Below are 17,619 nucleotides of genomic sequence, written 5' to 3'. Positions count from 1 at the left end.
CCTCCGGTGTTCTTCTTTCAGCCCATGGCTTCTACTTTGGCACTTGTCCATGTTCGGCCCAATGCACCATGGATGCCCTGAGGCGATCTGGCATGAGCAGGAACTTCGGTTCGAGTTCTTCCCACCCCGGCATTTTCGCCTGGCGGCTAGCCGCTTCGTGGGTCGCATCGATATCTTGTCGCGTATCGAGCCCGCTGCCGTTCTCGCCCACCAAGCTCAGGTGGTAGATCCACACCGAACCGTCGGCTTCCACATGCTTGAAGGTCGCTTCCAGTACTGCTCGCTGCGCAGATAAGGATGCCTCGCATTCTTCGTAGCGGTTGTTCAGCGTTTCCATCCATGCGCCGAAGTTCCCATCTTGCCCATCCTTGATTCTTGAACGGCTCAGTTCCAGCCGCATGCCTTGCGGCACTGAAGATGGCATCGTGAAGCCGGGAAAGTTCCGAGGCGTGGGGACATAAGGAACATAAGGCTCTTTGTCGTCCATGACGTGATGCTTGCAGAATCCGCCAGTTTTGTCACGGCCACGCAGAGGTGGGAATTCGGGCAGACCCAGGCTACTGCCGAGCGAGCCAGGCTTCGAATGTTTCGTGGCCTAGCCTGGCGGAACTGCCGGGCAGCAGTCGCCCATCGCGCATTGCCTTGCCCATGGGACCGGGAACAGGCACTTCAACAATCTTTGGCGACTTGCCGCGGGATTTCAGGTACTTGGCAATCAAGTCGGGAGCGTATTCCTCTTGCGGTCCCGCAAGGTCTAGCACCACACCCTGTGCGGGTCCCCCGGCAAGGGCAACGAGCGCGGCGGCCACCTCGCTGCCTGCGATGGGCTGCATCCGCATTTTCGGCGCCATCTGCACCGGCCCCGCGCCCAGCCGGCCGACATTCTGGCCAATGAATTCGTGGAACTGTGTAGTGCGCAGCAGGGTGTAACCGCCGGGAAGCATTTGCAGCATCCGCTCTTGCGCCGCTTTGCCGGCGTAGTAGCCAGAATCCACCGTGGCTGCGCCAATGATTGAAAGCGCCACGTGGTTCTGCACCCCGGACTCGCGTCCTACGCTGACGAGGTTGGCCGTCGATTGGGTGAAATAACGCATGGAGGCCGCCGCACTCGCGGTGCTGGCTCCGGAAACATCGATGACCGTTTGGCAGTCAACCAGCCACTGCTCGACCGCGCTGCGGTTCGTCAGGTCGCATCCCGCAGACCGTGCGAGCACCACTGGTTCGTGGCCTGCATTCTTGAGCTGTTCCACCACCAGCGTGCCGATGGCACCGGTGCCTCCCGCAACTGCGATACGCATGAGCGCTCCCCTTCGGTATTGAACATGTCGTGTCCCATGCTTCCATGCCGTGCATGAAGTTGTAAGGGCGGGGCACTCATTCATCTCGCCTTCACCCATGCTCGGCGGCAATGGGAAACGGCCCGGCGAATCATCATTGCCAGATGATTCGCCGAGCCGTTCACTCAGCAAAGCTGTCGAATTACTCGACCCATTCTTCCATGTCCATGTCCGAGGTGTCGCGAGTCATGAACAGCGCAACCAGGGTCAGTACCGCACCAAGCGCCAGGTACAGGCCAACACCCAAGGTGTTGCCGGCACCGGCCTTCCACAGGGCCACAGCCACGAAGGAGGCAGGGGCCGCGCCGATCACCGAGGACAGGTTGTAGGCAACGGCCGAGCCGGTGTAGCGAACGTTCGAAGGGAACAGCTCTGGCAGGTAGGCGGCCATCGGGCCGAAGGTCAGGCCCATCAGGGTGAACCCGATGATCAGACCGGCCATGGCAGCGCCCTGGCCTGGTCCGAAGAACAAGGTCCATGCCAGTCCGAAGACCAGGATGCCCGAGGTGACCCAGATCAGGAACTTGCGGCGGCCGAACTTCTCAGCCAACGGGCCCGAAACCACGGTGAAGATGCCGAAGAAGACAACGCCGATGATCAGCATGGTCAAGAAGGTTGGGCGTTCAATGCCCAGGCCTGGAACGAAGCCGGTTGCGTCAAAGGTCTTGCCCTTGGCTTCAGCGGCAGCCGTCGCCTGCTCGACGCTGGCTGGCTGGGTGCCGTAGGTCAGGGTGAAGGAGGTCATCAGGTAGAACAGCACGTAGGTTGCCAGCATGATGAAGGTACCTGCCAAGGTTGGCCGCCAGTGCTTCTTCATGGTCACCGCGAATGGCGACTTCACGACCTTCTTCTGGTCCAGAACCTTCTGGAAGGAGGAGGATTCGACCAGCTTCAGGCGTACCCACAGGCCAATGATCACCATAACTGCCGAGAAGTAGAACGGAACGCGCCAACCCCAGGCCATGAACTGTTCTGCAGTGCAGAAGGTCTGCAGGGCCACGAACATCAGGTTTGCAATGATGAAGCCGATTGGGGCGCCCAGCTGAGGGAACGTGCCGTAGATGGCGCGCTTGTTCTTCGGAGCATTCTCGGTTGCCAGCAGCGCCGCACCGGACCATTCGCCGCCCAGCGCCAGGCCTTGGGCGAAGCGCAGCAGCACCAGTGCGGTCGGAGCCAATACGGTCCAGTGTCCGGCAGCAGGCGGCAGGAAGCCGATCAGGAAGGTAGCGATACCCATCAGCAGCAGCGAGGCTACCAGCGTGCCCTTGCGGCCGAGCTTGTCGCCGTAGTGGCCGAAGATGATCGAACCCAGCGGACGAGCCACGAATGCCACACCGAAGATCGCAAACGAGGAAAGGATCGCGTTGATGGTGGAAGCGTTGGGGAAGAACAGGGCTGGGAAAACGAGCACCGACGCGGTGGCGTAGGCATAGAAGTCGAAGAATTCGACAGTGGTGCCAATCATGCTGGCGAACAGCACGCGACCGCGGGTGTTTTCCTTCGGCGCCACTGCTTGGTTAGCCTGCGACATGTGAGGCTGCTCCTTAGAGTGAAAGTACGAGTGAGATGTTCAATTTTGCTGTCATAATCGTAAACCTCAGTGACCAGTATTCGGATATTGATGTCCATTATTTGGACACATGCTTAATGGAATCTGAACCACGATCGGCAAACCGCAGGCCTACTAGCGCGAATATGCACATCCACATATTGAGACGTGACCTGAGAAAACAGTTTTTACACTTATATCAGAGTCGTTCGCCAAAGTGAATGGAGTCACAACATCTTGTATTACGGATGTTGGGAAAACATGTCGCGTTTCAGGACTTCGCTGGCGTTCTCCGACAGGTTCAGCATCGTTAAATGCCAGAGGCGGCATCTGCCCCAAAAAAGGACAGATGCCGCCTGGAAAAGCTCTTCAGGACCTACCGATGGCGGTGCAGGCGGCGAGCGGCTTCAGCCAGCGAACCCGACAGCGACGGGTACACGGTGAAAGTTTCAGCCACGTCGTCAACGTGCAGGCTGTTCTGGACTGCCAGTGCCAGTGAGTAGATCAGCTCGCTCGCGCGCGGTGCAACCACGACACCGCCGATGACGGTGCCCGAGCCCTTGCGGGAAACGATTTTCACGAAGCCCTGGTCCACGTTCATCATCTTGGCGCGGGCGTTGGTGTTCAGGTCAACCTTGATGATGTTAGCCTGGTACTTGCCCTCAGCCACCGCACGCTGGGTAACACCCACGGTAGCGATTTCCGGGGAGGTGAAGACGTTGGACGCCACGAGATCCAGATTCAACGGCTTGACCGAGTCGCCAAGCAGGTGCGCCACGGCGATGCGGCCCTGCATGGCTGCCACCGAAGCCAAGGCGAATACGCCAGTGCAGTCGCCGGTTGCGTAGATGTTGGTTGCGGTGGTGCGCGAAACGCCATCCACCTTGATGTGCCCCGAGTCGGTCAGCTGCACGCCGGCTTCTTCCAGACCCAGGTTGGCGGTATTAGGGATGCCGCCCACGGCAACCAGGCAGTGGCTGCCTTCGAGCACGCGTCCGTCAGCCAAGGTAACCAGTACCTTGTCACCCTGGCGCTCCACGCCTTCGGCGCGGGCCTGGGAAACAACATTGACGCCGTTTTCCTTGAAGGCGTCTTCCAGCACGCCCGCTGCGTCCGCATCCTCGCCGGGCAGCACGCGGTCGCGCGAGGAAACCAGCGTGACCTTGGCACCGAGCAAATTATAGGCCGAAGCGAACTCGGCACCGGTCACGCCCGAACCGACAACGATCAGGTGCTCAGGCACCTCGTTCATGTTGTAGATCTGGGTCCAGTTGAAGATCCGCTCGCCATCGGGCTTGGCTGTAGGCAGTTCGCGCGGGTGGGCGCCCACTGCTATCAGCATGGCGTCCGCTTCGATTTCCTGCTCGGAACCATCTGGGTGCGATACCGCAACCGTGTGGTCGTCGAGCAGGCGGCCTTCGCCGATCACGATGCGCACGCCGGCGCGTTCAAGGGTGGTGCGGATATCCGAGGACTGCTCCTTGGCAAGGTCCAGCAGTCGGTGGTTCACCACCGAGAAGTCGGTGACGGCCGAGTCGAGTCCGTCAACGTGAACTCCAAAGGTTTCCGCGTGCTTCACGCGGCGCACCGCATCCGCCGTGGCAATCAGGGTCTTGGAAGGCACGACGTCGGTCAGCACCGCCGAACCGCCCATGCCTGCACGTTCCACGACGGTGACATTGGCACCCAACTGGGCTGCGCCCATGGCGGCTTCGTAGCCGCCTGGTCCTCCGCCGAGAATAACTAAACGGGTTGCTTCATTCCTACGATCTGCGCTCACAATCACCATTGTTCACCATGCCGGGTAATTGCGCACATCGAAGCACAATCCCGGAACGTGATTTTGATTCTGAAGCACTAGTTTCACCTGACAAAGCGCCCCGCTAGCGGTAGCGTATTTCCCGTGACTGATACGCAAAATGACCCACAGGTCCTGGCAGCGCAGGCTGCCCAGGCAATCGCCAAACAGACCGGCGTCGCAAAACACGACATCGCGCTGGTCCTGGGCTCCGGTTGGGGCCAGGCCGCCGAACTCATCGGCGAAACCACCCACACCCTGGATGCCACCGAAATTCCAGGCTTCCATGCCCCGGCCGTACCCGGCCACAAGGGCAGCATCTCCTCGATCCTGACCTCCACCGGCAAACGGGTACTGGTCCTGGGTGCCCGCACCCACTACTACGAGGGACGCGGCGTCCGCGCGGTAGTCCACCCGATCCGCACCGCGGCGGCTGCCGGCTGCGAGCAGCTGGTGCTCACCAACGGCTGCGGCGGCCTGAACCCGGACTGGAATCCGGGCACCCCGGTAATGATCTCGGATCACATCAACCTGACGGCCACCTCCCCACTCGAGGGCGCGACCTTTGTCGACCTGACCGACTTGTACTCCTCGCGCCTGCGCGAAATTGCGCTCTCCGTTGATCCGACACTGGATCAGGGCGTGTACGCGCAGTTCACCGGCCCGCACTACGAAACCCCTGCCGAAGTGCAGTACGCCAAGACCATCGGCGCGGATCTGGTCGGCATGTCCACCGCGTTGGAAGCCATCGCGGCCCGCCACGCAGGCATGGAGATCTTCGGCATGTCCCTGGTGACCAACCTGGCAGCCGGCATCAGCCCGGTTCCGCTGAGCCACGAGGAAGTCATCGAAGCCGGCCAGGCAGCCGGTCCGCGCATCTCCAAGTTGCTGGCGCAGATCATCGCGAAGCTCTAGGCCTCGCGCACTTAGCGCACAGCAAGCAGTCAGTGTCCTTTGAAGGGAAATCAGTGAACCACACGCAGAAAATCCAGTTGCTTGACGCGGCGTGCCAATGGGCGGCCCAGGATCCCGATCCGCAAACGCAGGAAGAACTGCAACTGCTGATCCAGCGCGTCAACGACGGCGACGCGCTGGCCTTCGAGGACATTTCCGACCGCTTCAGCGGCGTGCTGGAATTCGGCACAGCCGGACTGCGCGCCGAATTGGGTGCCGGCCCGATGCGCATGAACCGCGTGGTGGTCATGCGCACCGCGGCGGGCATCGCCCGCTTCCTGGCCGAGAAGGCCAATGGCCATTACACGCCCAAGGTGGTCATCGGATTCGATGCCCGGTTCAACTCGGATGTCTTCGCCAAGGATTCGGCCGGCGTCTTCGCCGCGGCCGGGTTCGAGGTGCTGCTGATGCCTTCGGCACTGCCCACCCCGGTGCTGGCTTGGGCCGTGCGCGAATTCAGTGCCGAAGCCGGCATCATGGTGACGGCCAGCCACAACCCTCCGCGGGACAATGGCTACAAGGTCTATGTCGGCGGGAAGATCACCGATGAGTCGGGTCGCGGAGCCCAAATCGTCTCCCCGATCGATGCGCAGATCGCTTCGCTGATCGACCACGGCCAGCCGGTGGCGCAGATCCCGCGCGCCGAAAACGGCTGGAAAGTGCTCCCCGCAGCCGGCGCTGAAGGCGACATCGAAGCAGCCTACCTGGCTTCCATCCGCCCGATTATCGACGCTGGCCAGCCGCAGGACTCGGTACGCAAGAACCTGCGGATCGTGGTTTCGGCCATGCATGGCGTGGGCGGCCACACCATGCGCCAGGCCCTGCTGAACGCCGGATTCACCGACGTGCACATGGTTGCCGAGCAGGAGTACCCGGATCCGCTCTTCCCTACCGTGAAGTTCCCCAACCCCGAAGAGCCCGGGGCCATCGACCTGTCGCTCGAGCTGGCCCGCACGGTGGGCGCAGATCTGGTGATTGCCAATGACCCGGATGCCGACCGCTGTGCGGCGGCGATCCGCGATAACGGCAGCTGGCGGATGCTGCGCGGCGATGAGGTGGGCTGGCTGCTCGGAGACCAGGTTTCCAAGACCTTGCCGGAGGGCAAGAAACTGGCCAATTCCATCGTGTCCTCGCGCATGCTGGCAGCCATCGCCAAGTATGCCGGACGCGAGCACGAGGAAACCTTGACCGGTTTCAAGTGGATTTCCCGCGTTGAGGACCTCGGCTACGGCTACGAAGAAGCCCTGGGCTACTGCGTGGCCCCGGATCTGGTGCGCGATAAGGACGGAATCTCAGCTGGCATCGTCCTGGCTGACCTGGCTGCCCAATTGAAAGCAGCCGGAAGCACCATTGCCGGCCGCCTCGATGAGCTGGCGGCCAAGCACGGCGTGCACGTCACCGACCAGCTCTCCCTGCGCTTCACCGATCTGGCGCAGATCCCCGCGCTCATGGACAAGATCCGCAACGACGCTCCGGCAACCCTGGGCGGCTCCGAGGTTTCCGAGGTCACCGACCTGTCCCAAGGCACCGAGAAGCTGCCGGCGACCAACGCCATGGTTCTGCATACGTTCTGCGGTTCCCGGGTGATCGTGCGTCCCTCGGGAACGGAACCGAAACTCAAGTGCTACTTGGAAACCATTGAACCGGTCGATGATCCGGCCGAAGTCCCCGAAGCCCGCCAACGCGCAACAGCGAAGGTCCTGGCCATCAAGGAAGAATTGGCAGCTTACCTGAATGCCAACTAGGCTTACCCCTTCGAGACCTTCATTTGAAATGATTGAATTCTTTATTGTTAGAGGAAAAGATGACTGAACTAAGCGCCCGCGAGATCGCCAGCTACATCGACCACACCCTGCTGGCCCAGAATGCTTCCCGCGAACAGGTTGTGCAGATCTGCGACGAAGCCAAGCAGTACGGCTTCAAGTCGGTTTGCGTCAACCCTTTGTGGGTTTCCACCGTTTCGCGTGAGCTGGAAGGCTCTGAAGTGCTGACCTGCTCGGTCATCGGTTTCCCGCTGGGTGCTTCGGCCACCGATACCAAGGTATTCGAAACCAAGCACGCTGTTGCCGACGGCGCCAACGAAATCGACATGGTCATCGACGTCGCTGCTGCCCTGCGTGGCGACCGCGACGCCCTGGTGAACGAGATATTCGCCATTGCGCAGACTGCGCATGAAGGCGGGGCCATCTTGAAGGTCATCATCGAAACCTGCCTGCTCACCGAGGAAGCCAAGGTTTTGGCCTGCGAGGCTGCCAAGGCCGCCGGTGCCGATTTCGTCAAGACATCCACCGGTTTCTCCACCGGCGGCGCAACCGTTGAAGACGTGGCGCTGATGCGCAAGACCGTCGGCCCGGACATGGGGGTCAAGGCCTCGGGCGGCGTTCGCAGCGTCGAAACCGCGCGGGCCATGATTGCAGCCGGCGCAACCCGGCTAGGTTCTAGCTCAGGAGTTGCTATCCTAGAAGGAGAGCAAAGCGGTTCCAGCTACTAGGAATTCGCCCCATCTGTTTCCCAAGGAGAAAAAGTGTACTCGAACGGCAAGAACACTGCCCATTCAGGTGAAGGCCGCCTTGTCGGCAATATCGTCAACTTCGTGATCTTCTTCGCATTGTTCGCGGCTGGCATCTACACCTTGGGCTACTGGACTCTTGAGGTTGCTTGGTGGCCGACCCTGGTGAGCTTCGCTCTGATGTTCTTGGCCTTCGCCATCCCGATGCACCTGATGGGTCGTGCGGAGAAGGCTGAGGATCTGGTTGCCGCGGCTAACGCCCACCAGAACTAGCTAGAGCTTTCCAAGAGAGGGAAACCCGACTGCGGGTTTCCCTCTCTTGGCGTTTAATCGCATTTCCTTGGCCTAGACTGGCCGGATGGAATCATGGGACCAACGCGTTGAAGAGTTCTGGAACTCGGCCGGAGGAAAACGCCCGGAACAGCTCCGCACCGAGCTGGCAGGCCTAGTGCAGGACAGGGATCCGCAGGATCCGCGGGTGCTCTTCGAAATCGCTTCCCTGCACGACTATCTGGGCGAAGAAGAACAGGCGGTTGGCCCCTACCGGGCAGCGCTGGACGCCGGGCTGGACGCGCCGCAGCATGATGAAGCGCTGCTCCAGCTGGCCAGCACGCTGCGCAACCTCGGGCAGTGCACGCAATCCATTGAGCTGTTGCGGCAGATCCCATCCGGCTCGCCGATCTTCACCGATGCCCAGGCCTTCTTGGCGCTGGCGCTGCACGATGCCGGCCAGCCCACCGAAGCCCTGCAGCTGGCGCTCAGCGCCATAGCGCGCCATGCCTCGCTCTACACACGGGCCATCAACGGCTACGCCGCCGAACTGGGCGCGCCAGCTGGATCAGAACAGCGCTAGCAAGCGTGGGCCAGCGGCCTGCCGGAAACGGCAGGATCCTGGCCCACGCGGTCAGCGAGCGCCGCATCAGTCCTTCGCTGCCGGGGTCGGCTCGAAGATCGCGTAGAGCAGCTTCTCTGCCCATTCAAGGATCTCCCCGTCGGCCAGATCCCTGCCGCCGATTGGCGAGGTCTTCGGCTTCGGAATGAAGATCGAATTCAGCGCCGGCTTGTTCGCAGCCCCCGGGTACAGGCGTTCCAAGCGCACCTGGCGCGAAGCAGGCAGGTCCTCGATCTTTGCCGGGGCCAGCTTGATGTGGTTGCCGATCTGCTGGATATCATGCAGTCCCACGGCACGCGCACGGATGCGCAGGGCCGCCACCCGCATCAGGTTCTCCACCGGAACCGGCAGCTTGCCATAGCGGTCCACCAGCTCATCACGGACCTCGGCGAGCGCCTCGTCGGTCTCGGCCTGCGCAATGTTGCGGTACGCTTCCAGGCGCAACCGCTCGCCTGGTACGTAATCGTGCGGCAGGTGGGCATTGACCGGCAGGTCGATCTTCATTTCGGTGGCTTCTTCCTCGCCTTCCCCCTTGTAGTCGGCCACAGCCTCGCCGACCAGGCGCAGGTACAAGTCGAAGCCCACCCCGGCGATATGCCCGGACTGCTCGCCGCCGAGCAGGTTGCCGGCTCCACGCAGTTCCAGGTCCTTCATGGCCAGCTGGTAGCCCGAACCCAGCTCGTTGTGCGCGGCCACGGCCTTCAGCCGCTCCAGGGCGATCTCGCCCAGCGGCTTCTCCGCATCCCATAGGAAGTAGGCGTAGGCGCGCTCGCGGCCACGGCCCACGCGCCCGCGCAGCTGGTGCAGCTGGGACAGGCCGTAGTTGTTCGCCCGGTCGACGATCAGCGTGTTCGCGTTGGAGATATCCAGGCCGGTTTCGATGATCGTGGTGGAGACCAGCACATCGAATTTCTTTTCCCAGAAGTCCTGGATGATCCGTTCAAGCCTTGATTCGCTCATCTTGCCGTGGGCCACCTCCACGCGGGCTTCGGGAGCCAGTTCGCGCAGTTCGGCCGCCACCCGTTCAATGGAGCTGACCCGGTTGTGCACGAAGAACACCTGGCCATCGCGCATCAGCTCGCGCTTGATGGCAGCGGAAATCTGCTTGTCGCTGCGCGGACCTACATAGGTCAACACTGGGTGCCGTTCTTCTGGCGGGGTGGCCAGGGTGGAGGTTTCGCGGATGCCGGTCAGCGACATCTCCAAGGTGCGCGGGATCGGGGTGGCGCTCATCGCCAGCACGTCCACGTTCGTGCGCATCTTCTTGAGCTCTTCCTTGTGCTCCACGCCGAAGCGCTGTTCCTCGTCGATGATCACCAGGCCCAGGTTCTTGAATTCCACGTTCTTGCTCAGCAGGCGGTGGGTGCCGATGACGATATCCACACTGCCGTCCTTCAGCCCGGCCAGGATCTCCTTGGATTCCTTGGCAGTCTGGAAGCGCGAGAGCGTCTTCACGCGCACCGGGAACCCGGAGTAGCGTTCCGTGAAGGTCTGGTAGTGCTGGGAGGCCAGCAGCGTGGTGGGCACCAGCACGGCCACCTGCTTGGAGTCTTGGACCGCCTTGAACGCGGCGCGCACCGCAATCTCGGTTTTGCCGAAGCCCACGTCGCCGGAGATCAGCCGGTCCATCGGGATTTCCTTCTCCATATCGGACTTCACCTCGTTGATGGCGGTGAGCTGATCCGGAGTCTCGATGAAGGCGAAGGCTTCCTCCAGCTCGTTCTGCCACGGGGTGTCCTGGGCGAAAGCGTGGCCGCGGCTGGCCATGCGAGCCGAGTACAACTTGATCAGGTCGCCGGCGATCTCCTTGACCGCCTTGCGCGCCTTGGATTTGGTGCTGGCCCAGTCCGAGCCGCCCATCTTGGACAGGGTCGGCGCTTCGCCGCCGACATACCGGGTGACCATATGCAGCTGGTCCATCGGGACGAAGAGCCGGTCCCCCGGCGCGCCGCGCTTGGAGGAGGCGTATTCCACCACGAGGTATTCACGCTTGGCGTCCTTGCCCGAGCCGTTGACCTTGCGGGCCATGAGCTCAACGAACTTGCCGATGCCGTGCTGCTCGTGGACGATGAAGTCCCCCGCTTCCAGGCTCAGCGGGTCAACCGCATTGCGCTTGCGCTTGACGGTGAGCTTGCGGCCCTTGCGGTTAGGGTAGGCGCTGGAGCGGCCCAGCAGGTCTGCTTCGGTGAGCAGGCCCAGCTTGAGCTCCTCGAAGACGAACCCTCGGCCGGCGGTGGCCTGGGTGATCTCGATCAGACCGGCGGTTGGCTCGGCGGACAGGTCATCCACGCGGTGCGCTGGGATCTTGAATTCGGCAAAGAGCTCGGAGAGGCGGGCAGCCGGGCCCGGTCCCTCGGTCGCCACGACAAAGCGCCATTGGTCCTTGACCCGCCCGGCAATGAATTCCATCATCGCTTCGATGTCGCCTTGGTAGCCATGCGGTTCGCGGGCCGGCACGCGGATGGTCGCGGCACCCAGATCCAGTTCTTCATCGGCGCCCAGTGAGGTGATGGCCCACCAGGAGACCTTGGCGGCGCGTGCGTGCTCCACCGTTTCGGCCAGCGAGGCGAAGTCGCCGGTGGCCAGCTTGCGTTCAGACCCGGCGGTGGCCAGATCCAGCGGGGCGCTGGCCCCATCCGAGGCCGAGGCCCACGCGGCTGCCAGGAACTCGGCGTTGGTGGCATTCAGGTCCTGGGCTCGGGCGCGCACCCGCTCTGGTTCCATGACCAGCGCGATGGAGGATTCGGGCAGCAGCGAGAGCAGCGGCACCATCTTGTCTACCAGCAGCGGAGCCAGGGATTCCATGCCTTCCACGGCGATGCCGCCGGCAATCTTGGTGAGCATTTCCTGGGCGGCCGGGAACTGGTTCTTCAGGTTCGCGGCCCGGCTCATCACCTGCGGGGTGATGAGCATTTCGCGGCAGGGCGTGGCGATGATCCGCGTAGGCCCGGGGTCATCGGTGGAGCGCTGGTCTGCGATGGCGAAGTAGCGCATCGAGTCGATCTGGTCGCCGAAGAAGTCGATGCGTACCGGATGGTCCAGCGTCGGAGGGAAAACGTCAATGATGCCACCGCGCACAGCGAACTCGCCGCGGTGCGTCACCATGTCCACGCGGGCGTAGGCGGCGGCCGCCAGGTCCTTGATGACGTTGTCGAATCCCGGCTCGGCGTCCAGTTCCAGTACCACCGGGCGCAGTTCGCCCAGGCCTGCGACCAAGGGCTGCAGCACAGCACGGATTGGCGCGATGATGATATTCAGGCTCTCGTCCCGGTCGTGCAGCCGGCGCAGCACTTCCAGCCGGCGGCCCACGGTATCGCTGCGTGGCGAAAGGCGTTCATGGGGCAGAGTTTCCCACGAAGGGAATTCGGCGATTTGCCCTGCCGGGAGGAAGGCGCCCAGGGAGCTGGAGACCTCTTCCGCCTCGCGGCCGGTCGCGGTGACGATCAGCGTCACGCCCGGATGCTCGCTGCGGCTCAGTGCCTGGCTGATGTGCGCCGAGAGGATGGGGCGCATGCCCTGCGGGGCGGCGATTTCCAGTTCTTCGCTGCGTGCATGGTAGTCATGAGCGGCGCTTTGCCCAATGCGCCTGAAGGAAGGTTCTTCGCGCAGGAAATCATGAAGTCCGCTTAGGCTCATGGGGGTTCGGGTCCTCTCATGCAGACGCTTGGCTCGGTGCTTTCGTGCGGCGGTGCGCCGAAATGACACCACGAACGCCGGCCGTCGATGATTTTCCACGGCCGAAACGTCAATATGTTGTTTTGGGTGCAGTCCTAGCCTACCCAATGCACCTTTGCAGATAGGGTTAATACTGTCCGTCGCCGGGCCTGCACTTTTGCTGCCCGGCCACCTAGATTTCCAGATTGGGATTAGCTTTCATGGCATTGAACGCAAGCACTCAGATCGCCCACCCTGCAGACCAGGTCATCGCAACGCTCAGTGATCGCGGCTTTGCCGAGCACCTGACCAAGGTGGCCAACGGTTCCTTGACCGACTTCTCCGTGAACGGCGACACCGCCGGCGCCTTCACCGTGACCACCGTTCGTTCGGTCCCCACCGATCGCGTTCCGGATATCGCCCGCAAGTTCGTTGGCGCAACCATCGAGATCACCCAGGTCGATGAGTGGACCGCCCCTGATGCCGCCGGCAACCGCTCGGCCACCGTGAAGATCTCTGTTGCCGGCGTTCCGGTGAACGTCAGCGGCACCGAGCAGCTCACGGCACAGGGCGAAACCTCCGAGTTCTCCATCGATGCGAAGGTTTCTTCCTCGATTCCCTTCATCGGCGGCAAGCTCGCTTCGGCCGCTGAGCCATACCTGGGCAAGGCACTGAATCTGCAGGCTGCCCAGGTCGATGCCTGGCTCTCGAAGCAGGCCTAGCGAATAGTTACGCAACACCTCAGTCCCCGGACGTGCGATATCTCGCAATACGTCCGGGGATTTGTGCTCTGGAGCACTGTTCGCGCTAGTGTTGAATGCAGGTGTGCCGGGAAGTCTGGTCGGCGAGAAATATTCATTTAACGAAGTAAGCGAGTTAAACGCATGAGCCAAACTCCGTCTTCGGGTTCCGGCAAGAACCTGTTTTCGCGCCCCAGCTATAACGAATCAGTCCGTATCGGCGACATCCTGCGCAAGGAAACCGTCGGCGGCATGGTTCTCATCGCCGGCGCCCTGCTGGCCTTGGTCTGGGCCAACACCCCGCTGCGCGATTCCTATTTCGCACTGCGCGATTTCCACTTCGGCCCAACCCTGTTCGGCGTGGACCTGAATCTGTCCGTCGGCCACTGGGCCGCCGATGCGCTGCTGGCGGTGTTCTTCTTCCTGACCGGCCTGGAGCTGAAGAAAGAATTCGTCATTGGCGATCTGCGCAATGTGAAGACTGCGGCCGTTCCGGTAGCAGCCGCTTTCGGCGGCGTGCTGGTGCCGGCGTTGATCTTCGTCGCCATCGCGTCCATGTCCGGTGGCGGCGAGCTGCTGCGCGGCTGGGCCATTCCGACCGCAACCGACATTGCCTTCGCCGTGGCGGTGCTCGCGGTGATCGGCTCGGCGCTTCCCGCGGCGCTGCGCATCTTCCTGCTGACCCTGGCCGTCGTCGATGACCTGATTGCCATTGTCATAATCGCCGTCGTGTTCACCGACGATCTGAACCTGTCCTACCTGGGCCTGTCACTGATCCCCATCATCCTGTTCACGGTGCTTGCCCGTTCCCTTGGCAAGTTCTTCGCCAAGCGGGCGTGGGCCGCGTGGGTCATCTTGCTGCCTTTGGGCATCATCACCTGGATCTTCGTCTTCGGCTCCGGCATCCATGCCACCATCGCCGGTGTGATTCTGGGCTTCTGCGTCCCGGTCAAGCGCACCGATGGCCGCGAAGGCATCGGCCTGGCCGAACAATTCGAGCACCGTTTCCGGCCGCTGTCCTCCGGCTTCTGCATTCCCATCTTCGCCTTCTTCGCCGCTGGCGTGACTGTCATTTCCCCGGAGCAGGGCAGCGGCGGATTGCTCACCGATCCGGTGTTCTGGGGCATCGTGCTGGGTCTGGTGCTCGGCAAGCCGATTGGCATCATGGGCTCGACCTGGGTAGTGACCAAATTCACCAAGGCCTCGCTGGACAAGGATGCCCGCTGGGGCGATCTCTTGGGCGTCACGCTGCTGGCAGGCATCGGTTTCACTGTTTCCCTGCTGGTTTCCGAACTGTCCTTCGGGCTGGAGTCCGCGCACTACGAGCACGCCAAGGTAGCGATCCTCGCCGGATCGTTCCTTGCCGCGATCCTCGGCGCCCTGTGGCTGATTCCGCGCAACCGCCGCTACAAGGCCCTGCACGAGCAAGAGACGCGTGACGACGACAAGGATGGCATCCCCGACGTATACCAGCAGGGCGACGAAGCGAACTAGCCCGCTGGAATGCTGAAGAAATAGCTCGGGCGTCGGCTTTCACAAGTGAAAGCCGACGCCCGAGCTATTTCATTTTACTGCTACTTGTGCGCCTCGTGCATGGCAACCTCGGCGGCCACCCAAGCGAGCATGGCGCACTTGACGCGTGCGGGGAACTTGGAGACGCCGACAAAGGCGGCGGCGTCTTCCAGCACGTCCTCATCAGGCTCGAAGTTTCCCTTGGAGCGCATCATCTCGCGGAAATAGTCCCGCTTCCCAAGGAATTCTTCCTTGGTCAGTTCCGGCAGCATCTCTGCCAGCACCGAAGCGGAGGCCAAGGAGATGGAGCAGCCATCTCCTTCCCAGCTCATCGAGGTGAAATGGTCCTGGTCATCCAGCTCGACGCGGACGCGGATCTGGTCGCCGCAGATCGGGTTGTGCTGATGCGATTCACCGTGCACTAGCCCTTCGGTGAGCTCAACCAGCGGCGAGCCGATCCGGCGCTTCGAGTGGTCCAGGATGACCTGCTGGTAAAGCTGATCCAGTTCGTTCATTTAGACTCCAAAGTATTCGCGCACGGAGCTCAGGGCCTCAAGCAGGGCCTTGATGTCTGCTTCCGTGTTGTACAGATAGGTGCTGGCGCGGGTCGTGGAATTCACGCCCAGGGCGCGGTGCAGCGGCTGCGCGCAGTGGTGGCCCACGCGCACCGCGATGCCGCGCGAATCCAGGTACTGGCCCACATCGTGCGGGTGCACCCCCATCACTTCAAACGGGACAGTGCCGATGCGCTGGGCGTCGGCCGGGCCGAAGACGCGCACGCCGTCGATCTTCGAGATGCCCTCATAGAGCATCGCCCCGAGGTGCTCTTCCCAGGCCGCGATCCGGCCCATGCCGATTTCGTCCAGGTAGGCAACTGCGGTGGCCAGGCCGTGGGTCTGGGCAATGCGCTGGGTACCGGCTTCGAAGCGCTGCGGCGATGGCATGTACTGCGCATGCTCCATGTCCACCACGGTGATCATGGATCCACCGGTCAGGAATGGCGGCATGGCGTTGAGCAGTTCTTCGCGTCCGTAGAGTGCGCCAATGCCGGTTGGGCCGAGCATCTTGTGGCCCGAGAAGGCCATGAAGTCCACGTCCAGGGCCTTCACGTCGACCGGCAGATGGGGAACGGACTGGCATCCGTCCAACACCGTCAAGGCGCCGACCTTGCGGGCGGCATCAACGAATTTCTGGGTATCAGTGATGGTTCCCAGCACGTTGGACACGTGGGTGAAGGCCACCAGCTTGGTGCGTTCGGTGACCAGTTCATCGAGCAGGTCGTAGCGCAGCGCTCCGTCTTCGGTGATGGGCACGTAGCGCAAGGTGGCACCGGTTCGGAAGGCCAGTTCCTGCCATGGGATCAGGTTCGCGTGGTGTTCCAGTTCGGTGGTGAGGATTTCATCGCCCGGACCCAGACGGAAGCGGGCTGCAGCTTCTCCCCCGCGGCCCAGGGAGGCATTGGACATCGAGTAGCTGATCAGGTTTAGCGCTTCGGTGGCGTTCGCGGTCCAGACCAGTTCGTTGGTGCGTGCACCGATGAACTTGGCCACCGTCTCGCGTGCCTGCTCATAGATTTCGGTCGCTTCAACTGCCAGGGAATGCGCACCGCGGTGCACCGCGGCATTGGCGTTCTCGTAGTAGTGCTGCTCGGCTTCGTAGACGCAGCGCGGCTTTTGGCTGGTGGCGCCGGAGTCCAGGTACACCACGTCAACGCCGTTGACTTGGTGCTCCAGAATTTCAAAGTCGGCCTTGATGCGCTCAACTTCTCCAGCTGTCAACGCTTCAAGTGCTTCTGGCTGACCGGTCATCGTGTGCACGTGGTCCTCCGAATAATTGTCTTGGATGCCTGGCAGGACGCGGCATCAGAGAAGTCGGCGCCCTATTAGGCAAGGGGTACATTGGGTAATTATTCCATTCTGGGCCTCGAAGCACATCTAAGTCAGGCCTTAGTAAGGAACGCCTCGCTACATGGCATTCCTAATTTTTAACGAGAGGAGGACCGCTGCGAACTGGTCCAGTCCGCAGCGGTCCCCCTCTTCATCGCTCCCGCCAGGGGCAGCGATCAGCTGATATGGAATTTTGCCTGGGCGGCTTCCAGTCCCGAGGTCATCAGCAATTGAACTGCGTCAGCGCAATTGTCGATCAGGAACGGAAGATCCGCCTTCTCGGTCTTTGAGAAGTCCTGCAAAACCCATTTGGCGGTATCCATGCGGCCCGGAGGACGTCCAACGCCTGCGCGCACGCGCAGATAATCCTTGGAACCCATGGCCTTTGAGATATCGCGCAATCCGTTATGCCCGCCTTCGCCGCCACCGCGCTTGAGCTTGATGGTGTCGAACGGAATATCGATCTCGTCATGCACGACGATCAGGCGGTCGACGCCGATGCCGAAGAACTTCGCGGCATTGGCTACCGGCCCGCCCGAAAGGTTCATGTAGACCATGGGCTTGGCCAGCACGATGCGCGGACCGCCAACCCCCATGCGCCCCTCGACCACTTGGGAACGCGAAGAGTGGGTCTTGAATTTCGAGCCGACGCGATTGGCCAGCTCGTCGAGCACCATCTGCCCGATATTGTGTCTATTGCCAGCGTAGCCGGACCCGGGGTTCCCGAGTCCGGCTACGAGCCAAGTTTCATCACTCATGATGCTCAGCTGAAACCTAGGTCGCTGGAA

15 protein-coding genes are annotated in these 17,619 nt (G+C 62.0%); 7 read left to right on the top strand and 8 right to left on the bottom strand.

The window, feature by feature from the left end; translation table 11 throughout:
- Positions 1-31: 31 nt before the first annotated feature.
- The 4 genes from ATK23_RS01375 to ATK23_RS01360 all read right to left on the bottom strand — a co-directional run bounded on the left by ATK23_RS01375 (position 32) and on the right by ATK23_RS01360 (position 4,675).
- Positions 32-487: a DUF6176 family protein gene (locus tag ATK23_RS01375; protein WP_245858268.1), complete on the bottom strand. Its 456-nt coding sequence runs from the start codon at positions 485-487 to the stop codon at positions 32-34.
- A 70-nt stretch (positions 488-557) separates the two neighbouring features.
- The gene (locus ATK23_RS01370; RefSeq protein ID WP_066139670.1) at positions 558-1,298 is read right to left on the bottom strand and encodes an SDR family oxidoreductase; all 741 of its coding nucleotides are present in this window, start codon (positions 1,296-1,298) and stop codon (positions 558-560) included.
- 181 nt (positions 1,299-1,479) lie between these two features.
- Complete coding sequence (locus tag ATK23_RS01365) at positions 1,480-2,868, bottom strand: MFS transporter (protein WP_038989839.1); 1,389 nt, start codon at positions 2,866-2,868, stop codon at positions 1,480-1,482.
- Positions 2,869-3,262: 394 nt separating this feature from the next.
- On the bottom strand, positions 3,263-4,675 hold the full coding sequence (locus ATK23_RS01360; RefSeq protein WP_073706651.1) for an NAD(P)H-quinone dehydrogenase: 1,413 nt from the start codon (positions 4,673-4,675) through the stop codon (positions 3,263-3,265).
- A gap of 114 nt (positions 4,676-4,789) precedes the next feature.
- Here ATK23_RS01360 and ATK23_RS01355 point away from each other — a divergent pair, with 114 nt between their 5' ends.
- The 5 genes from ATK23_RS01355 (at position 4,790) to ATK23_RS01335 (ending at position 9,000) form a co-directional block, all read left to right on the top strand.
- Entirely contained in the window at positions 4,790-5,599 is an 810-nt protein-coding gene (locus tag ATK23_RS01355; RefSeq protein WP_066139673.1) for a purine-nucleoside phosphorylase, read from the top strand.
- A gap of 53 nt (positions 5,600-5,652) precedes the next feature.
- Complete coding sequence (locus ATK23_RS01350) at positions 5,653-7,383, top strand: phospho-sugar mutase (protein ID WP_066139678.1); 1,731 nt, start codon at positions 5,653-5,655, stop codon at positions 7,381-7,383.
- A gap of 59 nt (positions 7,384-7,442) precedes the next feature.
- Positions 7,443-8,129 carry a deoxyribose-phosphate aldolase gene (deoC, locus tag ATK23_RS01345; RefSeq protein ID WP_066139681.1) on the top strand — a complete coding sequence of 229 codons (687 nt, stop codon included), beginning with the start codon at positions 7,443-7,445 and terminating at the stop codon, positions 8,127-8,129.
- A 33-nt stretch (positions 8,130-8,162) separates the two neighbouring features.
- Positions 8,163-8,420, top strand: a complete 258-nt coding sequence (locus ATK23_RS01340; RefSeq protein ID WP_066139684.1) for a hypothetical protein — start codon at positions 8,163-8,165, stop codon at positions 8,418-8,420.
- Between the two features lie 85 nt (positions 8,421-8,505).
- The gene (locus ATK23_RS01335; RefSeq protein ID WP_083515502.1) at positions 8,506-9,000 is read left to right on the top strand and encodes a tetratricopeptide repeat protein; all 495 of its coding nucleotides are present in this window, start codon (positions 8,506-8,508) and stop codon (positions 8,998-9,000) included.
- Between the two features lie 66 nt (positions 9,001-9,066).
- On the opposite strand, the gene mfd is transcribed toward ATK23_RS01335, so the two are convergent.
- The gene (gene mfd / locus ATK23_RS01330) at positions 9,067-12,675 is read right to left on the bottom strand and encodes a transcription-repair coupling factor (protein WP_066139687.1); all 3,609 of its coding nucleotides are present in this window, start codon (positions 12,673-12,675) and stop codon (positions 9,067-9,069) included.
- A 239-nt stretch (positions 12,676-12,914) separates the two neighbouring features.
- On the opposite strand from mfd, the gene ATK23_RS01325 reads away from it, so the two are divergent.
- Together ATK23_RS01325 and nhaA are read left to right on the top strand one after the other, a co-directional pair.
- Positions 12,915-13,415 carry a DUF2505 domain-containing protein gene (locus ATK23_RS01325; protein WP_066139691.1) on the top strand — a complete coding sequence of 167 codons (501 nt, stop codon included), beginning with the start codon at positions 12,915-12,917 and terminating at the stop codon, positions 13,413-13,415.
- 162 nt (positions 13,416-13,577) lie between these two features.
- Positions 13,578-14,927, top strand: coding sequence for a Na+/H+ antiporter NhaA (gene nhaA, locus ATK23_RS01320; RefSeq protein WP_066139694.1), 1,350 nt, complete (start codon positions 13,578-13,580; stop codon positions 14,925-14,927).
- Positions 14,928-15,007: 80 nt separating this feature from the next.
- Here nhaA and sufU read toward each other — a convergent pair whose 3' ends face one another.
- The 3 genes from sufU to pth all read right to left on the bottom strand — a co-directional run bounded on the left by sufU (position 15,008) and on the right by pth (position 17,589).
- On the bottom strand, positions 15,008-15,460 hold the full coding sequence (sufU, locus tag ATK23_RS01315) for a Fe-S cluster assembly sulfur transfer protein SufU (protein WP_066139698.1): 453 nt from the start codon (positions 15,458-15,460) through the stop codon (positions 15,008-15,010).
- Positions 15,461-16,753 (bottom strand): SufS family cysteine desulfurase, encoded by a 1,293-nt coding sequence (locus tag ATK23_RS01310; protein WP_066139701.1) that lies wholly within the window; start codon positions 16,751-16,753, stop codon positions 15,461-15,463.
- 254 nt (positions 16,754-17,007) lie between these two features.
- Entirely contained in the window at positions 17,008-17,589 is a 582-nt protein-coding gene (gene pth / locus ATK23_RS01305; RefSeq protein WP_066139704.1) for an aminoacyl-tRNA hydrolase, read from the bottom strand.
- Positions 17,590-17,619 lie beyond the last annotated feature (30 nt).

Origin of the sequence: Glutamicibacter nicotianae (genome assembly GCF_002797775.1) — a bacterium.
GTDB lineage: Bacteria > Actinomycetota > Actinomycetes > Actinomycetales > Micrococcaceae > Glutamicibacter > Glutamicibacter nicotianae.
The sequence above is the reverse complement of the archived record's forward strand: the minus strand, read 5'-3'. Positions and strand labels throughout refer to the sequence as shown.

Coding starts and splice junctions, on each gene's coding strand:
- pth (WP_066139704.1), bottom strand. CDS start 17,589: ATGAGTGATGAAACTTGGCTCGTAGCCGGACTCGGGAACCCCGGGTCC.
- deoC (WP_066139681.1), top strand. CDS start 7,443: ATGACTGAACTAAGCGCCCGCGAGATCGCCAGCTACATCGACCACACC.
- ATK23_RS01370 (WP_066139670.1), bottom strand. CDS start 1,298: ATGCGTATCGCAGTTGCGGGAGGCACCGGTGCCATCGGCACGCTGGTG.
- nhaA (WP_066139694.1), top strand. CDS start 13,578: ATGAGCCAAACTCCGTCTTCGGGTTCCGGCAAGAACCTGTTTTCGCGC.
- ATK23_RS01325 (WP_066139691.1), top strand. CDS start 12,915: ATGGCATTGAACGCAAGCACTCAGATCGCCCACCCTGCAGACCAGGTC.
- sufU (WP_066139698.1), bottom strand. CDS start 15,460: ATGAACGAACTGGATCAGCTTTACCAGCAGGTCATCCTGGACCACTCG.
- ATK23_RS01335 (WP_083515502.1), top strand. CDS start 8,506: ATGGAATCATGGGACCAACGCGTTGAAGAGTTCTGGAACTCGGCCGGA.
- ATK23_RS01365 (WP_038989839.1), bottom strand. CDS start 2,868: ATGTCGCAGGCTAACCAAGCAGTGGCGCCGAAGGAAAACACCCGCGGT.
- ATK23_RS01310 (WP_066139701.1), bottom strand. CDS start 16,753: ATGACCGGTCAGCCAGAAGCACTTGAAGCGTTGACAGCTGGAGAAGTT.
- ATK23_RS01360 (WP_073706651.1), bottom strand. CDS start 4,675: ATGGTGATTGTGAGCGCAGATCGTAGGAATGAAGCAACCCGTTTAGTT.
- ATK23_RS01375 (WP_245858268.1), bottom strand. CDS start 487: ATGGACGACAAAGAGCCTTATGTTCCTTATGTCCCCACGCCTCGGAAC.
- mfd (WP_066139687.1), bottom strand. CDS start 12,675: ATGAGCCTAAGCGGACTTCATGATTTCCTGCGCGAAGAACCTTCCTTC.